This is a genomic window from Nocardia sp. NPDC020380, assembly GCF_044386975.1.
In the GTDB taxonomy this organism is placed as follows: Bacteria; Actinomycetota; Actinomycetes; order Mycobacteriales; family Mycobacteriaceae; genus Nocardia.
On sequence record NZ_JBIRVQ010000004.1, the window covers coordinates 60105 to 75968 of the forward strand.

Consider the following 15864-nt stretch of genomic DNA (forward strand, 5'->3'; position numbering starts at 1 on the left):
CGCGCGGAGAATGCTGTCAGCCGTGTTCAGTGTCCCCGACGTCTTCCACTTACGATGCAAGAACCGCACCCGCCGAGCAGGGTTGGACCCCCGAGACAAGACCGGCCAGCGGTGATTCATGGTGGTCAGCGACGAATGCCCACGACCCTCCATCCGAAGCATCGCTGGTGGTGCGACGAATACATTTACCGCCAGGATCCGCTCCCACTGTGCCGAGCCAGTGTCATGATTCAGGGCGTATGCCTCATCTTCAGTGGTCACCTCGTCATAGCGAAGCCATCCGCGGGATGTGAGCATTTCGGTCTCTTCGTCGGCGCCGAATACACCGACCTCATCGACGCACAAGTTCCGCTGCAGAGCGTCCACCCTAGTGCGGCGGTCGTCCACATCGATCTCGGCGACCAGTTCTGCAGTGCGATGCTGCGCGAAATCCATTACGACGGCGGAGCTTTCCTTCGTCAGATCTCCTGCGTTGGCGTGGTACTTCCGAGCTCGCTGCCGAGCCGCACGAAACATTGTTCGCTCTACTGACCAGACTGTATGCGAGTGGGCGCGGACCGTGCCAGCGAATTTATGCGGCCGCGGGCTGTGTGGCGCTCAGGTGCAGGGCCGGCAGGCCGCGGTGGCGGATGATGAACTCGGCGATCACCAGGTTGGGCAGCCAGCACAGGAACGGTAATGGCGCATACGCATTGGCCGTCAGCGCGGAGATGTCGGTGTGCGCATGCACGAACGGCAGTTGCACCAGGGTCAGCACGCCGAATTCCAGGCGCAGGGTGACACCGGCGTAGGTGAGTGCGAAGCAGCGGATCATCCAGGCCTGATGGGAGGCGATGTCACCGCCGCGGACCGCGCGGTAGGCCCGCCATCCGGTCCACACCCAGAGCACGGCGAGAGCGGCGAACCCGAAGAAGCCACCCATTCCGATGGAGTCGAACGGCGACATGATCAGCGCCGCGATCCCGCCGATCAGTACCGCGAGCAGGTAGGCGCGTCCGATGGCGCGGTGAATCCCGATGTGACGGTCCCGAATTCGCTGGGCGAACTGCCAGGGCCCCAGCGCCAGCGCGATTCCGGCGAAAACGATGTGAAAGTAGAAGGCCACCTGGATCGGCCAGGGCCGGACAGCGTATGTCGCCGCCAGCCCGGCATGCGAACGCGCCAATGACTGTAGTGAGCCCTCGGCGTAGTGGCCGACGAAATAGGCGGCGACCGCGACGGCGGAGAAGGTGATCCAGGCCCAGCTCCAACGGGCTCGCGCGCGATGCGGGCTGGGTGCGGCAATTGTCATGACAGCCATGGGTTTTCCTCGGCTAGACGAATGTAAGTAGTTCTAACATAGCAGAATGTTAGAGTCACTTACATGGCGAGCAAGACCTACCACCACGGCGCACTCCGGCAGGCCCTCATCGACGAGACCAAGGCAATCCTCGCCGAACGCGGCCACGACCAGTTCAGCCTCAACGAGGTCGCCCGCCGCCTAGGGGTCAGCTCCGCGGCGCCCTACCGCCATTTCACCAATCGCGAGGAACTGCTCACCGCCGTCGCCACCGAAGGCTATGACCTGCTGTATCGCGCACTGCAACCGGCCGCGGGCGGCACCGGCGACCCCCGGGAGCGACTGTTGCGCATGGGCGGCGCCTACGTCCGCTTCGCCCATGACCACCGGGAACTGTTCATGACGATGTTCCACGACCGGCACGGCAGCACGCCGCTGGGCGGCGAATCCTTCGATCTCCTGATCGCCGCCGTAGCGGCCGCCCAGCAGGCAAAGGTGTTGCCCGGCAACGCCTCTCCCGAACTGATGGCCCGCTCGGTCTGGGCGGCCCTGCACGGCCTCGCCGAACTCGTACTGCGACGGCCCGGCAAACGCTTCGGATTCGACGCGCCACCCGAAGAACTCGCCGTCACCACCCTGACGACACTGCTTCAGCTGGAGCCGTAACTCCACCGGGCTGCACGAGGGTCCCACAGGAGCAATTCAGCACTTGGCCTTGTAGAAGTACTGCTCGTTGTCCGCCATGTTGTCCTGGGTGATGGCGATCATGTCGGTGCTGATATTGCGGGTGACGGGTTTGCCTTCGAGGGCGGCGGCGGCCTGGTCGACGCCGTCCTTGCCGATCTGGCCGGGGTTCTGGGCGATCAAGGCTTGGACGGTGCCTTGCTCGAGGTCCTGGATCTGGGTGGGGCTGGCGTCGAAGCCGACCACCTTGACCTGCCCGAGCTTGCCCGCGTTGCGCAGGCCGGTGGCCGCGCCTTCGGCGGAGCTGAGATTGGTGGCGAAGATGCCGGCCAGGTCGGGGTGGGCGGCCAGGGTGGCCGTCACGATCGAGGCGGCTTGGGCGGCTTCGTTGTTGTTGTACTGGACGCCGAGCGAGGTCATGCCGGGATCGTTCTGCTTGAGCTCGTTTTCGAAGCCCTGGGCGCGCTGGTCGGTGGTGGAGGTGCCGGCCTTGGTGTTGATCACCAGCACGGATCCCTTGCCGCCCACCAGTTTCGACAGCGTCTGGGCCGCGAGCTGGCCGCCCTTGATGTTGTCGGAGGAGATGGAGGACAACGCGATGGAGGTGTCCTCCAGGGCGGTGTCGACCTCGATCACCTTGATGCCGGCGTCCTTCGCCTGTTTGATGGGCGCGGCCATCGCCTGGGCATGGGTGGGCGCGATGAGGATCGCGCCGGGCTTGCTCGCGATCACGCCGGTGACGATCGGCGTCTGCAGGGAGGCGTCGAATTGGGTGGGCGCCTGGGTGTCCAGGGAGTACCCGAGTTTCTTGGCTTCGTCCTGCGCCCCGCACTGCATGGAGATGTAGAACGGTTCGTTGGCGACGCCGGGGATGAGCACCAGATTCTTGGTGTGGGTGCTGCCCGAATTGCTCACCGAGCCACCGCAACCCGCCACCAGCGCCGTCGCTGTCACGGTCACCGCGGCCAATACGGCCGCTCGTCGTGTCCTCATCGTCAGGCCCTCACCTTCGACATGCATCGGATCATTTCCGGTCCCGCGACCGCCGGCGGATCTGGTCGAACCACACGGCGGCCACGAGCACGCCACTCACCGCGATCGGCTGCCAGAACACCGGCACTCCCGCGATGACGAAGCCTTTGCGCAGGACCGACGGAATGAACACGCCGATCACAGTGCCCAGCACCGACCCGACCCCGCCGAACAGGCTGGTGCCGCCGATCACGACACCGGCGATGGCATCGAGATTGTCGGTGCCGTGCCCGGCGATGGTGGTGGTGCCGAAGTACGCCAAATTCATGAAACCGGCCAGGCCCGAGAAGGATCCGGCCATCAGATAGACCAGGATCAGATGCCGGTCGACACTGATTCCCGCGCGGCGCGCCGCTTCGGCGCTGGATCCGATCGCGTAGGTGTAGCGGCCGAAACGGGTGGTGTGCAGCAGCCAGGCGCCGAACAAGGTGACCGCGGCGGCCACCAGCACCAGATCCGGGATACCGCCCGCCAGGGTGCCGAAACCCAGTGAGTTGCGCAGCTTGTCGGGCACCGTGCGGGTGTCCACACCGCCGGTGATCAGCTGGGCCGCACCCAGCGCCGCACCGAACGAACCCAGCGTGACGATCAGCGGCGGAATCTTGGCCTTGGCCACCAGGAATCCATTGATCAACCCCCAGAGTGCGCCGCCCGCAAGCGATATCACCAACCCGAGCAGGATCAGCCCCCACCCCGCGTGGGTGGCGTCACCACCGGGACTGAGCCATTCCATGGTCTTGGAGGCGATCACTCCGGAGAAGATCAGCACCATGCCCACCGAGAGGTCGATGCCCGCGGTGATGATCACGAACGTCATCCCGATCGACAGCACCAGCAGCACCGAGGTCTCGATCAGCAGTGTCTGCAAGGTGAATCGGGTCGGGAACGCGTCCGGGCGCGCGATGCTGAAGGCGACGTACAGCACGACCAGTACGAGCCCGATCCACAGCGTCCCGGCCCCGGCCAGCCGCTGCCACCAGGTCGGTGCCGGCAGTGCGGGAGTGTCGAGGGACCCGTTCTCGGTCGCGGTCATGCGGCGTCCTCGGTGTTCAATGCGCCGGTCATGGCGCCGACCAACTGTTCGAGGGTGGCGTCGGCCGCCGTGAACCGCGCGACCCGCCGTCCCAGGCGCAGCACCTCGATGCGGTCCGCCACGGCCAGCACTTCGGGCATGTTGTGGCTGATCAGCACGACCGCGATCCCTTGATCACGCACCCGCCCGATGACCTCGAGCACCCGTTCGCGCTGCACCACGCCGAGCGCGGCGGTGGGCTCGTCCATGAACACCACCTTGCTGGCCCACATGACCGCCCGCGCCACGGCCACGGTCTGGCGCTGCCCGCCCGACAGCGACCCGATCGGCACATCGGCTCGCGGCAGCACCACGCCGAGCCGCTGGAAGTGTTCGGCCGCTTGGGTTCTCATGCTCTTGCGATCGAGCATTCCGATGCGCCCGAGCACACCGTACCGGAACAGTTCGCGGCCCAGGAACAGATTCGCCGACGGGTCCAGGTCCGGCGCCACGGCCAGATCCTGGTAGACGGTTTCCACGCCGAGCCGGCGTGCCGCGGTCGGTGTGCTCATCCGGACCGGGTTCCCGTCGAGCAGGATTCGCCCGCCGTCGGGTTGTTCGGCGCCGGAAAGGCATTTCACCAGCGTCGATTTACCTGCGCCGTTGTCTCCGATGAGCGCGACCACTTCCCCGGCGAAGACCCGAAAATTGGCTCCGCGCAAGGCTTCCACCCCACCGTAGTGTTTGACCAGCCCCTCGGCTTCCAGCACCACGGCAGACATCGGCGATCACCTCGGCAACATTGACTGAACGGACGTCCGGTCCGCTTGCCGAGCGTACGTCCGTGCCCGATTGTCCGGGCCGATACGAAGAAACCTCGGAGACACCAGAATTGGGGGCTCTCGCACGCGACACGCCCGCCCGCAAACGCAACGCGCCCCGTAGCGGAATCCGCTACGGGGCGCGTATCGCGGCCCTCAGGCCGCCACAGCTATCAGGCCGGGACGTTCATGCCCTGCGCCAGCAGCGGCCACGAATCGTGCAGCGCCTGCTGCCAGTACGGCCAGTAATGCGTGCCGACCGGGTCGAAACGGTAGGTGGCCGGAATGTTCAGCGAATCCAGCTTGCTCTGCAGGTTGTGCGTGCACTGGTTCACCGCACCCTCGATGATCATGCCGAGGGCCAGGTTCACGCCGCCGGCCGGGCCGGGGGCCGCGTTGAGGTAGTAGTTCACGTCGTTCATCACCGGGATACCGCTACCCGCGGAGACATAGAGCGTGGTGCCGCGCAGCTTCTCGGCATTGATGACCGGGTCGTTCTGGGCCCACAGCGGGCTGTCGGACGGACCGTACATATTGTCGGTGTTGCCGCCGGCCCAGGTATTGGTGGCGAGCTTCACGAACTCCTGGCCCGCGGGATCGGCGATCTGCGCGCAGCCACTGTAGGCGGCGACGGTCTTCCACAGACCCGGCTTGGCCTCGGCCAGCTGCAGCACCGAGGTGCCCGAGGTGGACAGCCCGGCCAGCGCGTTGAGCCCGGTGGAATGCAGCGCGTCATCCAGCAGCGGCGGCAGTTCCTCGGTGAAGAAGGTCTTCCACATGTTCACGCCGAGCACCGGATCCGGGCGCTGCCAGTCGGTGTAATAGCTGCCGCGTCCGCCGATCGGCTGGATCACGTTGACCTGCTTGTCCGACAGGAAGCTCAGCGCATCGGTCTGCGCGTTCCAGCTCGCGGTGCCCAAACCGCCGTCGAGGCCGTTGAGCATCCACAGGTTCGGCGCGGGCTGGGATTCGTCGACGGGACGCTGCACATCGACCTGGATGTTCTGGCCCATGGCCGCGGAGTACACCTGCAGATGCCAGGTGCGCCCGTCCTTGGTGATGGAGGTGATGGACGCCGGCTTGGCCGAATCATCGGCCGCGGCAGTCCCACCCGCCAACGCGACCCCCAGCATGGCGGTGAGCGCCACCGCCCCGGCCCGCAGACCGGCAAACCTACGTAGTGCAGAAACCTTCATCCAATAGTCCTCGGTCCTCGAAATCCGTATCGCGCAACTTGCTCGGAGCTGGTGCAGTGTCCGTATTGCCCCGACTGCCCGACACGCTACGTCAGCTGCTACAGACACAACAATCGGGCAATTCCATGGGCACTTCGGACAAGATCGATTCCGGCGACCGGCCCGTTACGCTCGCGGGTTTCGGACGGATCAGGTTGTCGAGGCCACTATCCTTGACCATGGTCACCACGGACCGATAGAAATAGCGCGTGCATCGCACCCTGTCGCGTTGGCTCGCCGCCGGATTCGCCGCGCTGACGCTGTCCGCCGTGACCTGCGATATGGCCGTGAACCGATCCACCTCGCATCCGGCAGCCGCTGCCGGCAAAGTCCGCGGGCCGATTCTGGACAGCGCGATCAACGATGTGCATCGCCCCGTGCTCGCCGTGCTGGGCGCCTCGATCTCCTACGGCACGGGCGCCGGCTCCCCCGCGCAGGCCTGGCCCGCGGTGCTGGCCTCCGCGCTCGGCTGGCGGGCGGTCGTCAGCGCCGATCCCGGTGCCGGATTCGTCGCCGGCGGTGCGCATTCCCTGGGTCCGCTCGCCCGGCTGCTGCCGAAACTCGATCTGCCGCACCTGCATCCGGCCTTGGTGATCATTCAGTCCGGTCACAATGACGTGGGCCAGCCCGAGACGCGGCTGCGCGCGGGCGTGGAAACCCTGATCCGCCAGATCCGTACCGAATCACCCGATTCGATGGTCGCGGTGCTGACCGTGTTCCCCACCGGTGATCACCCCGCCCAGGCGGTGTGGGATACCGATTCTGTGATCGTGTCGGCCGCGCGCGCCGCGGACCCGCACACCTTCGTTTTCGACCCGCTGGTGTCGAAATGGCATTTCCCCCGGCTCGCCGATGGTTTGCATCCCACCGACGCGGGGCATCGCTGGATAGCGGGTCAGCTCGCGTCAGGACTGCGGGCCGACGGGTTGCTGCACGATCCCGCAGCGGTCCCGGCAGTACGCACCGCGCACAGCTAGCGCCCGGCGACGCGCGGCGGTAGATCACCCGTTCGGCGGCGCGCGCAGGAACCTCACAGAAATGAGGGGCAAATGTCACAGCTTCGACGCTCACGCTGGTGAGATGGAAGCGATCGCCCAGTTCCCCGAGCCAGGCGAAAAACCCTCACCCGCAGGCACGCTCGCGGTGATGGTCGCCCAACGATCCCATACGTCCGGCGGGCGGCCCTATGTCGAGGACGCGCGCAACGGGCGAGTCATCACCTACCGGCAGTTATGGACCGCCATGACCGGCTGGGCACGCCGGCTCGACACCGCCGGTGCAGGTCCGGGCGCTGTCGTGATCGTGGATCTCACTGACCCGCTCCGGTTCGCGACCGTGTTCCTCTCGCTCATCGCGGCGGGACGCTGCGTGCTGCCGGTCGACCCGCGCGCACCCCTCGACGAATTGCGCCGGACGCTGCGCACCATCGCGCCCGCCGCGATCGTCGGCACCCGGCCCGAACTCGCGGCCGCCCTCGATGTTCCGCTGCTGTCACCGGAATCCGGTGCGGTCGCCACGCACTCCGAGGCGATCCCGTATGCCGGGCACGGCGCGGTGCTGCTGTCGACCTCCGGGTCGACCGGGGAGCCGAAGTCGGTGCGGCTGACCGAAACCCAGCTGCTGCACGTGGCCGGTGCGGTGGCCCGGCACAATCGGCTCACCGAACAGGACCGCGGCTACAACTGCCTGCCGCTGTTCCATATCAATGCGCAAGTCGTTGCGCTGCTGGCGACTTCGATCGCGGGTGGCTGCCTGGTGCTGGATCGGCGATTCCATGCCTCCGGCTTCTGGCAGGTGCTCAGCGACAAGCGGATCACCTGGCTCAATGCCGTACCGGCCATGTTGTCGGTGCTGGGTACCGCGGAGCTCTCGGTGCTGGGCACAGCCGAAGGCACGCCCGGCGGCGCGGAATTGCGGTTCATCCGATCGGCTTCGGCCCCGCTGCCGAATGCGGTGCGCGGGCAGATCAGCGATCTCACCGGCGTCCCGATCGTGGAGAGCTACGGCATGACCGAGGCAGCCAGCCAGATCACCGCCACGCCCTTGAACGGGTTCGCCCCCGCCGGATCCTGCGGGCGCCCGGTCGGCGTGCAACTGGAGGTGCGTGATCGCCGCGGCTCGGTACTGCCGCCGGGAAACATAGGGCGCGTGCACATTCGAGGCGCCGGTGTCATCTCCGGCTATCTGGGCGGGCGCGATCGCGAGCGTTTCGACGCCCAGGGCTGGCTCGACACCGGCGATCTCGGGCGCGTGGACACCTCCGGATTCGTGTATCTGACCGGACGCGGTGACGATGTCATCAACCGCGGCGGCGAATTGCTCTATCCTCGAGAGATCGAGGAGGTCCTACTTCCGGATCCCGGCGTGCGTGAAGTGGTGGTGGTCGGGCGCAGCGATCCGGTTCTCGGGTGTGTACCAATGGCTTTCGCAATTCCCACAACGCCACTGGACGATACGACAGCGTTGTCCAAGCGCCTGCACGAGCGGTGCGCACGCCAGCTGGCGCCCTATAAGCGTCCCGTCGAGATTCGGTTCGTCGACGATTTCCCGCGTGCGCCCACCGGTAAGGTCCGACGACATCTGCTGCGCGACGACGCAGCCGCGTCATGACCGGCGATACGCTTCGCGAAACCGAGACGCCCCGCCGGACCGCGCGACCGCATCTGTATCAGGTCGACCTTTTCCGGGTGCTCACCTTCGCGTGCGTGATCGCGGTGCATGTCATCGACCAGGCCAACAATCCGGGCAGCGTTTCCGCGCACGGCGTGCTGACGCTGCTGCATTTCACGCGGAATGCGTTCTTCGCCTTGACCGGATTCGTGCTCGTCTATCAATTCGCCGGGGATCGGTTCCGGGCGGGCAGTTTCTGGCGGCGGCGGTTCATGCTCGTGGGCATCCCGTATGTCGTGTGGTCGGTGGTGTATTGGGGTTATTCGATCTATCTGCACGAGAACTACGGGACCCTCGGCTGGCTGCTGAGCCGGCTCGGGCTGGATCTGGTGTGGGGCACCGCCTACTACCACCTGTACTTCCTGCTGGTGACCATGCAGGTGTATCTGCTGTTCCCGCTGCTGCGGAAACTGTTGCAGGCGACCGAGGGACGGCATCGCTGGGTGCTCGCGGTCAGTGCCGTGATTCATGTGGTCGTGCTGTGGTATCTGCACAATCCACCGTTCGCGACCGGGATTCCGGCGGAGATCTGGACGCATCTGCCGGCCAGTTTCCTGCCGTATCAGTTCTTCACCCTGGTCGGTGCGATCACGGCCTGGCATATCGATGCCGTGCACGCATTCCTGCGCAAGTACGGCGCGCTGGTCGTGGCGGCGGTGGTCGTGACAGGTGTTGCGGCAGAATTGTATTACCTGCAGCTCGTGCACACCGGGATACCGCCGTGGACGGCCAGCGATGTATTCCTGCCGGCCTTGACGGTGTGGTTCCTCGCGGTCAGCGCGGGGCCGTATCTGCTCGGCACCCGCTGGGCGGTACATCGGCAGGAGAACCATGCATTGGCGCGGGTGATCCGCTATGGATCGGATCGCTCGTTCGGGATCTTCCTGGTGCATCCGCTGTTCATCGAGATCCTCGTGCCACAACTGCCGGCATCGTGGCCGCAGCCGTGGAAAACAATTCTGCTCTACCTCGCCGTGGTGGCGCTGGCATTGGCCACAACCGAAGTGCTGCGCCGCATTCCGGGCAGCCTCTGGTTCACCGGGCGCCCCATGCTGCGCACCGACCCGTCCGTCCTCATCCCCCGGCGATTCCGCAGTCCGGCGCCCAGTGACGGCGCTTCCAAGGAGGTCGTATGTTCACCCACACCCTGAACCTGCCCGGCCGCGACGCCAAACCACGCACGCGCGGTCTCACCATGGTGATCGATCCCGGACTGCCCAGCGGACAGTTCGACGACATCGTGAGCAGCTTCGGCGACCTCATCGACTTCGTGAAATTCGGTTGGGGCACCTGCCTGGCGAGCCCCGACATTCTCCGCAAGACACAGGCCGCCCGCCGCCACGGGATCGAATTCTATTTCGGCGGCACGCTTTTCGAGAAGTTCGTGCTCAACAATCGCGTCGACGAATGGTACAAGCTCTGTAGCGACGCGGGCGCGACCGTGGTGGAGATCTCCAATGGCGCCATCCCGCTGTCGAATACCGAGAAGGCCGGCTACATCCGCCGCTTCGCCGACGAGTTCACCGTACTGTCCGAGGTCGGATTCAAGGATCCCGTCCGCTCCGAAACCCTCTCCCCCGCCCGCTGGATCGAATACATCCAGCAGGACCTCGAAGCCGGCGCCCACCTGGTGATCGCCGAAGCCCGCGAAAGCGGGCGCAGCGGCATCTGCCGCCCCAATGGCGAACTGCGCTACGGCCTCATCGAAGAGATCGCCGAATCCCCCATCGACCCCAACCGCCTGATGTTCGAGGCGCCCACCAAGGACCTGCAGATCTATCTCCTGCGCCGCCTCGGCCCGCAAGTGAACCTCGGCAATATCCACACCGGTGACGTGATCGGCCTCGAGACACTGCGTCTCGGCTTGCGCGCCGACACCCTCACCGACTTCCCCGGTACGGAGGAATCCGCCCATGCGTGACAGCCGCGACGCCTTCCACCTGGCCATCCCCGCCCAGGACCTCGACGCCGCCGAGGAATTCTACGTCCGCGGCCTCGGCGCCAAACTCGCCCGCCGCTACCCCGACCGCATCACCCTCGACTTCTTCGGCGATCAAGTCGTGTGCCACCTGTCCGACCGCATCGACACCGACCCGGAAATGTACCCCCGCCATTTCGGCGTGACCTTCCGCGAACGCGACGATTTCGACCGCCTCGTCCGCCTCGCCGAAACCCGCAAACTCCCGTTCTTCGCCGAACCGGCAACCCGCTTCGCCGGCCTCGTCGAAGAGCACCTCACCATGGTCCTGCGCGACCCCTCCAACAACCTGCTCGAGTTCAAGCACTACCTGGATCCCCGGATGATGTACTGATCACCCAGTGATATCGGCAATGCAATAACCCTGCGGCCCCTTCCGCACATCAAAGGTGAGTGTCGTGGTGACCGATGACGAATTCGTCACCGGCACCGCCACTTCCACCTCCCCGGACCCACCCTGACTCGACGTCATATTGTCCGCCGCGAAACCGGTCGTGCCGGTGAGCCTTCCAGGATTGTTCGCCAACGTCGACGCAGGACACACGAGCGGATACCGCCCTTCGGTGTCATCGGCCTGCAACGGATGCCCCGTCCACCGCGACAGATAACGCCGCACCGTATACACCGGATCCCCATCGTTCACCGCAGGCGCAGCCGTGGACGAGGGCGCCGGTGCCACGGTCTGCACCGGCGACACCGGCTGCGGCACATCGGTTGTCTCGAACGTGACCGGATCCGGCGTCGCCTTCGCAGGAGTGGTATGCGGCTCCGACGTACACCCGATCGCCACCAGGGCGACCCCGGCAACCAGTCCGATCGATCCCAGCCCGCGGATGCGCTCCATCGAACCGACAATAGCCGACCCCCCGACCCGGCTTCGAGGACTCACCTGGCGTTGTCGATGAGTTGCAGGCGGCGGGCGAGATCGGAGACGAAAATCCGTTCGGGGTCGACGGCGTCGCGGATGCGGCGCCATTCGCCGAGGCGGGGGTACATGGCTCGGATCATTTCCGGGGTGGTGCGGGAGTCCTTGGCGAAGTAGAGGCGGCCGCCGGCGTCGAGGACGCGTTGATCGAGGCGGGCGCAGAACTCGCCCAGGCCCGGGGTGAGGGGGAAGTCGAGGCTGAGCATGTAGCCGGGGTGGGGCCAGGACAAGGGGGCGGGGTTGGCGGGGCCCATGCGTTTGAAGACGTTGAGGAAGGAGCGGTGGCCGGAGTGGGCGATGGCTTTGACTGCGGCGGCGAGTTGGGGTTCGGCGCCGTAGGGCATGGAGAACTGGTATTGCAGGAAGCCGCGGCGGCCGTAGGCGCGGTTCCATTCTCCGAGCAGGTCCAGCGGGTGGTAGAACTGCGTGAGGTTCTGGATGCTGCCGCGGGCGTGCTTCGGGTAGAAGCGGTAAGCGGCCTCGCCGGCCAGGCGGATGGTGAGATTGTTGACCAGGCCGCTGGGGAAGATATCCGGCACCGTGAAGAGTTGCGGCGCATCGAATCTGAGTGGGTCGCGGCGCAGTTTCGGGGGCAGCTGATCCAGTTTCGCCAGGGAGCCGCGGCTGAAGGCGGCGCGGCCGAGCTTGCCGTCGATGCTGATGGTGTCGGGTACCGACATCGAATACTCGTAGCCGTCATCGGAGCCGCCGGTGAGCAGTTCCATCGTCTCGTCGAGATTGTTGGTGCGGTCGTTGTCGACGATGAAATACGCGGTTTCGGTGTGCTTCATGCGGACTCGCGCGCGCACCACGATTCCGGTCAAGCCCATGCCGCCGACCGTGGCCCAGAACAACTCAGCATCGGCACCTTCGGGGGTGAGCGTGCGCACGGCGCCGTCGGCGGTCAGTAGTTCCATCGACACCACGTGATTGCCGAAACTGCCGTGTGAATGATGGTTCTTGCCATGGATATCGGAGGCGATCGCCCCGCCGACGGTGACCTGGCGCGTGCCCGGCAACACGGGTACCCACAGTCCCTGCGGCAGTACGGCGCGCATCAGCGTATCCAGGCTGACACCCGCATCGACGTCGACGATGCCACTGTCCGGATCGATGCTGTGAATCCGGTCGAACGCGGTCATGTCGATGACCAGGCCGCCGCCGTTCTGCGCCGGATCGCCGTAACTGCGCCCCAAACCACGCGCGATCACGCCACGAGGACCCGCCGCACTCACCGCCTTCGCGACCGTCTCGACATCGGGCGTCGAAAGCACCTGCGCCACAGACGATGCGGTCCGACCCCACCCGGCCAACGAACGCTCATCGATCACTGATCCCCCACTGATGAAATTCACGCCGCCACGCTAGTCTCAACCGCTCCGGGCCGCCAGCACGCACGATGAGAGAATCGCGGCCATGACCGCTATCGACACAGTGTTCTTGAACGGCAGCGTCGGCGTCGGTAAGAGCACGGTCGCCGAAGCCATTGCGGGACTGGAAGAAGCCGCGTACACCCCACACGCGGTCATCGACCTGGATTTCATTCGCCAGTGCTGGCCCGCCCCGGCCGGTGACCCGTTCAACCTCGGGCTGGAGCTGGCGAATCTCTCGGCGATCGCCGCGAATTACCGTGCGGCGGGTACGAAGCATCTGATTCTCGCCGGCGTGCTCGAGCGACCCGAGGACGTCGCTCGATACGTCGAGGCGACCGCGACCGACGGCCTGATGGTGGTCCGGCTGACCTTGTCTGCGGCAGCAGCCGAGGAACGGTTGCGCCGCAGGCACGCGGACGATCCGGACGGACTGGCATGGCATCTGGCGCGATACGGCGAGTTGTCGGCGGTGCTGGAAACCGCGGCCCTCGACGATGTCGTGGTGGACACGGCAGACCTCTCGCCACTCGACGTGGCACGACAGGTTCGCCGCGCCGCCGGCTGGTCCTAGCCGGACAGCACAGGCCCGGGGCTACTGCTGCGTATCCACCGCGAGCAGGCCGAAACGGCTGACGCTGGCGTGGTTGTGGCCGTCGACGCTGGTGATCACGACCTCAGCGGGATTGGTCAGGGCTATGCAGCAGTAGTTTCCGTGATCCTGCTGCACGCTCAGGGACAGGAAGCGGCGGTTGTTGGACTGCTGCCACTGCTCGATGGTGTCGTAAAGGCCTCGCATGGACGGGTTTTCGAAGTACACCAGGTTGTGCTTGTTGACATCGGACATGGGACCGGTCTCCGTTCGGGTCGAGGCTCGAGAGGGTGACCGGTCCCAGTTTGCCGTGTGCGGACCGGCGCTAGAAGGGGAATCGACGTTCGGCGGTGGTGGCGTTGATCCAGATCACATCGGTGAAGTCGGCGATGCTGTCGGGACCGGTGCCGCCCCAGCCGCTGTCGCGGACGCCGCCCATGGGGCGTGGATCTCGTCGTTGACGGTGGGGGAATTCACGTTCACGATGCCGTGCAGGATCTTCGGGGCCAGCTCGAACGCCTTGTAGGTGTCGCGCGCGAGGATGCTCGAGGTGAGGCCGTAGTGGACTCGATTGGCCACCGCTACTGCGTCTTCGGGCGTATCGACCGGTTCCACGATCACCAGCGGTCCGAAGGTTTCCTCATTGGAGACCGCGGCCTCGTAGGGCACGTCTGTCAGGATGGTCGGTCTGTACACCAGACCGTCGTGTGTCCCGCCCGTCCGGATTGTCGCGCCCAGTGACACTGCTTCGGCGATTCGCTTGTCCATCGAGTCGACTGCGCCCTGGTGGATGAGCGGGCCGATGATCGTGCGCGGATCCAGCGGGTCGCCGGATGGGAGTGTTACGGTGCGGGGCGATGAACTTGTCCAGGAACTCCTCGTAGATGCCGCGCTGGATGATGATCTTGCGGGTGTTCAGGCAGATCTGGCCCTGGTGGAAGAACGAGCCGAATGTCGCTGTGCGGACCGCGTAGTCGACATCGACGTCGTCGAGGATGAGCATCGGGTTGTGGCCGCCCAGCTCCAGCACGGTGCGTTTGAGGGTGCGTCCGGCTCGCTCGGCGAGCACGCGGGCGGTGTTGACGCCGCCGATGAGGTTGATCGCGCGGACCTCGGAGCCGGCGAAGAACTCATCGCACCCAGGCCTGGGCCGACGAACTCGCCACCTGCCCACCCGATCTCCCCCTGCGCGAGGCACTGGCCCGCTCCTACCGCACCGCGACCACGCGCGCCCTCGCCGCCGAATCCATCCCCGAAACCCGGCTGCGCCCCCTCGTCAGCGCCGCCACCCAACTCCCGGCCCTGCGCGCCACCTGGCTCAAGGTCCACCAGGACAGCGAATCCCAGCTCGTCCCCATCATCGCCGCGCGCACCCAACGCCCCCTCGACGACCTCGACGTCGCCCTGACCGCCGCGCTGGCCAACACGGCGGTCCGCCTGGCCATCGAACGCTGGGCCGCCTCCGACACCCCCGGCCCGGCCGCCGACGTCGTCGACGAGTGCCTGTCCCGCTTGGCCACCCACCCGCTCTGGTAGCAACCCGGCTATCGACGAGTCGCCAGCTGCGGATAGAGGAGTGCCGGGTCATCGCCGAGGCGCGCTTTCCACGCCACCGTCAGCTCGTCGGCCAGTACTTCGAGCGCACCGGACTGCAGCCCGTCGAGTGCACGGCGGGCGATCAGCGCGGGATCGGTCTTGTCGATGTCGATGTCGGCCATCATGTCGGTATCCACGCTGGCCATGGCCAGCCCGGTGACCTGGGTGCCCTGCTCGGCGAGCTCGACGCGGATGCCATTGGTCAGAGCCCAGGCCGCGGCCTTGGACGCGGAATAGCTGTTCGAGTGCTCATAGGCCATCCATGCCATCACCGACAACACGTTGAGCACTGCGCCGCCGCCACCGGCCGCGAGCGCCGGCGCAAAGGCACGGACCATCCGCAAGGTGCCGAAGTAGTTGGTCTCCATCTCTTTTCGGATATCCGGCATCGCACCGTCCACCAGCTTCGCGAAGGTCGACACTCCAGCATTGTTGATCAGCAATGTCACGTCACCGGCAGCCGCGGCCGCCGCGGCGACCGACACGTCGTCGGTGACGTCCAATCGGATCGGCACGACGCCGGCCGCGTCGATGTCCTCCGGACGGCGGGCGGCCGCATAGATCTTGGTAGCTCCCCGGCGCTGCAACTCGGTGACGAAGTCTCGGCCGATGCCGCGATTGGCGCCGGTCACCAGGGCAATCGAATCCTTGATTTCCATGACCGCTACGC

General features: G+C 66.0%; 20 protein-coding genes. 9 read left to right on the forward strand and 11 right to left on the reverse strand.

The features are described from left to right. Positions 1–135: 135 nt before the first annotated feature. A complete protein-coding gene (locus ACH438_RS11355; protein WP_397003899.1) occupies positions 136–531 on the forward strand; it encodes a hypothetical protein in 396 nt (131 codons plus the stop codon). A 40-nt stretch (positions 532–571) separates the two neighbouring features. On the opposite strand, the gene ACH438_RS11360 is transcribed toward ACH438_RS11355, so the two are convergent. Then, on the reverse strand, positions 572–1300 hold the full coding sequence (locus ACH438_RS11360; protein ID WP_397003900.1) for a DUF2306 domain-containing protein: 729 nt from the start codon (positions 1298–1300) through the stop codon (positions 572–574). A 63-nt stretch (positions 1301–1363) separates the two neighbouring features. Between ACH438_RS11360 and ACH438_RS11365 the strand changes: the two genes are divergently transcribed. Continuing rightward, complete coding sequence (locus ACH438_RS11365; RefSeq protein WP_397003901.1) at positions 1364–1945, forward strand: TetR/AcrR family transcriptional regulator; 582 nt, start codon at positions 1364–1366, stop codon at positions 1943–1945. 36 nt (positions 1946–1981) lie between these two features. Here the strand turns inward: ACH438_RS11365 and ACH438_RS11370 are convergent, their stop codons facing one another. From ACH438_RS11370 to ACH438_RS11385, 4 genes are all read right to left on the reverse strand, one after another. Next, complete coding sequence (locus tag ACH438_RS11370) at positions 1982–2956, reverse strand: ABC transporter substrate-binding protein (RefSeq protein ID WP_397003902.1); 975 nt, start codon at positions 2954–2956, stop codon at positions 1982–1984. Positions 2957–2987: 31 nt separating this feature from the next. Beyond that, positions 2988–4028 (reverse strand): ABC transporter permease, encoded by a 1041-nt coding sequence (locus tag ACH438_RS11375; protein WP_397003903.1) that lies wholly within the window; start codon positions 4026–4028, stop codon positions 2988–2990. Then, positions 4025–4789 (reverse strand): ATP-binding cassette domain-containing protein, encoded by a 765-nt coding sequence (locus tag ACH438_RS11380; RefSeq protein WP_397003905.1) that lies wholly within the window; start codon positions 4787–4789, stop codon positions 4025–4027. Before ACH438_RS11380 ends, ACH438_RS11375 begins: the two co-directional genes overlap by 4 nt. 212 nt (positions 4790–5001) lie before the next feature. Continuing rightward, entirely contained in the window at positions 5002–6024 is a 1023-nt protein-coding gene (locus tag ACH438_RS11385) for an alpha/beta hydrolase (RefSeq protein WP_397003907.1), read from the reverse strand. 248 nt (positions 6025–6272) lie between these two features. Between ACH438_RS11385 and ACH438_RS11390 the strand changes: the two genes are divergently transcribed. The 5 genes from ACH438_RS11390 (at position 6273) to ACH438_RS11410 (ending at position 11045) form a co-directional block, all read left to right on the forward strand. Continuing rightward, on the forward strand, positions 6273–7040 hold the full coding sequence (locus ACH438_RS11390; RefSeq protein ID WP_397003909.1) for an SGNH/GDSL hydrolase family protein: 768 nt from the start codon (positions 6273–6275) through the stop codon (positions 7038–7040). Positions 7041–7143: 103 nt separating this feature from the next. Then, positions 7144–8673 (forward strand): class I adenylate-forming enzyme family protein, encoded by a 1530-nt coding sequence (locus ACH438_RS11395; RefSeq protein ID WP_397003911.1) that lies wholly within the window; start codon positions 7144–7146, stop codon positions 8671–8673. After that, positions 8670–9884: an acyltransferase gene (locus ACH438_RS11400; RefSeq protein WP_397003913.1), complete on the forward strand. Its 1215-nt coding sequence runs from the start codon at positions 8670–8672 to the stop codon at positions 9882–9884. Before ACH438_RS11395 ends, ACH438_RS11400 begins: the two co-directional genes overlap by 4 nt. Then, positions 9866–10654, forward strand: coding sequence for a phosphosulfolactate synthase (locus tag ACH438_RS11405; protein WP_397003915.1), 789 nt, complete (start codon positions 9866–9868; stop codon positions 10652–10654). The genes ACH438_RS11400 and ACH438_RS11405 overlap by 19 nt, the downstream gene beginning before the upstream one ends. Beyond that, the gene (locus ACH438_RS11410; RefSeq protein ID WP_397003917.1) at positions 10647–11045 is read left to right on the forward strand and encodes a VOC family protein; all 399 of its coding nucleotides are present in this window, start codon (positions 10647–10649) and stop codon (positions 11043–11045) included. Before ACH438_RS11405 ends, ACH438_RS11410 begins: the two co-directional genes overlap by 8 nt. On the opposite strand, the gene ACH438_RS11415 is transcribed toward ACH438_RS11410, so the two are convergent. Together ACH438_RS11415 and ACH438_RS11420 are read right to left on the reverse strand one after the other, a co-directional pair. Then, a complete protein-coding gene (locus tag ACH438_RS11415) occupies positions 11046–11555 on the reverse strand; it encodes a hypothetical protein (protein WP_397003919.1) in 510 nt (169 codons plus the stop codon). A gap of 41 nt (positions 11556–11596) precedes the next feature. Next, positions 11597–12982: an FAD-binding protein gene (locus ACH438_RS11420; protein ID WP_397004846.1), complete on the reverse strand. Its 1386-nt coding sequence runs from the start codon at positions 12980–12982 to the stop codon at positions 11597–11599. 70 nt (positions 12983–13052) lie between these two features. Between ACH438_RS11420 and ACH438_RS11425 the strand changes: the two genes are divergently transcribed. Further along, positions 13053–13580: a hypothetical protein gene (locus ACH438_RS11425; RefSeq protein WP_397003921.1), complete on the forward strand. Its 528-nt coding sequence runs from the start codon at positions 13053–13055 to the stop codon at positions 13578–13580. A 21-nt stretch (positions 13581–13601) separates the two neighbouring features. Here the strand turns inward: ACH438_RS11425 and ACH438_RS11430 are convergent, their stop codons facing one another. From ACH438_RS11430 to ACH438_RS11440, 3 genes are all read right to left on the reverse strand, one after another. Further along, positions 13602–13853, reverse strand: coding sequence for a hypothetical protein (locus ACH438_RS11430; RefSeq protein WP_397003923.1), 252 nt, complete (start codon positions 13851–13853; stop codon positions 13602–13604). Positions 13854–13967: 114 nt separating this feature from the next. Then, positions 13968–14354 carry an aldehyde dehydrogenase family protein gene (locus ACH438_RS11435; RefSeq protein WP_397004848.1) on the reverse strand — a complete coding sequence of 129 codons (387 nt, stop codon included), beginning with the start codon at positions 14352–14354 and terminating at the stop codon, positions 13968–13970. Further along, positions 14239–14772, reverse strand: coding sequence for an aldehyde dehydrogenase family protein (locus ACH438_RS11440; RefSeq protein WP_397003925.1), 534 nt, complete (start codon positions 14770–14772; stop codon positions 14239–14241). The genes ACH438_RS11435 and ACH438_RS11440 overlap by 116 nt, the downstream gene beginning before the upstream one ends. Positions 14773–14783: 11 nt before the next feature. Here ACH438_RS11440 and ACH438_RS11445 point away from each other — a divergent pair, with 11 nt between their 5' ends. Continuing rightward, on the forward strand, positions 14784–15134 hold the full coding sequence (locus ACH438_RS11445; RefSeq protein ID WP_397004850.1) for a hypothetical protein: 351 nt from the start codon (positions 14784–14786) through the stop codon (positions 15132–15134). 8 nt (positions 15135–15142) lie between these two features. Here ACH438_RS11445 and ACH438_RS11450 read toward each other — a convergent pair whose 3' ends face one another. Continuing rightward, the gene (locus ACH438_RS11450) at positions 15143–15853 is read right to left on the reverse strand and encodes an SDR family oxidoreductase (protein ID WP_397003927.1); all 711 of its coding nucleotides are present in this window, start codon (positions 15851–15853) and stop codon (positions 15143–15145) included. Between the last annotated feature and the right edge of the window lie 11 nt (positions 15854–15864).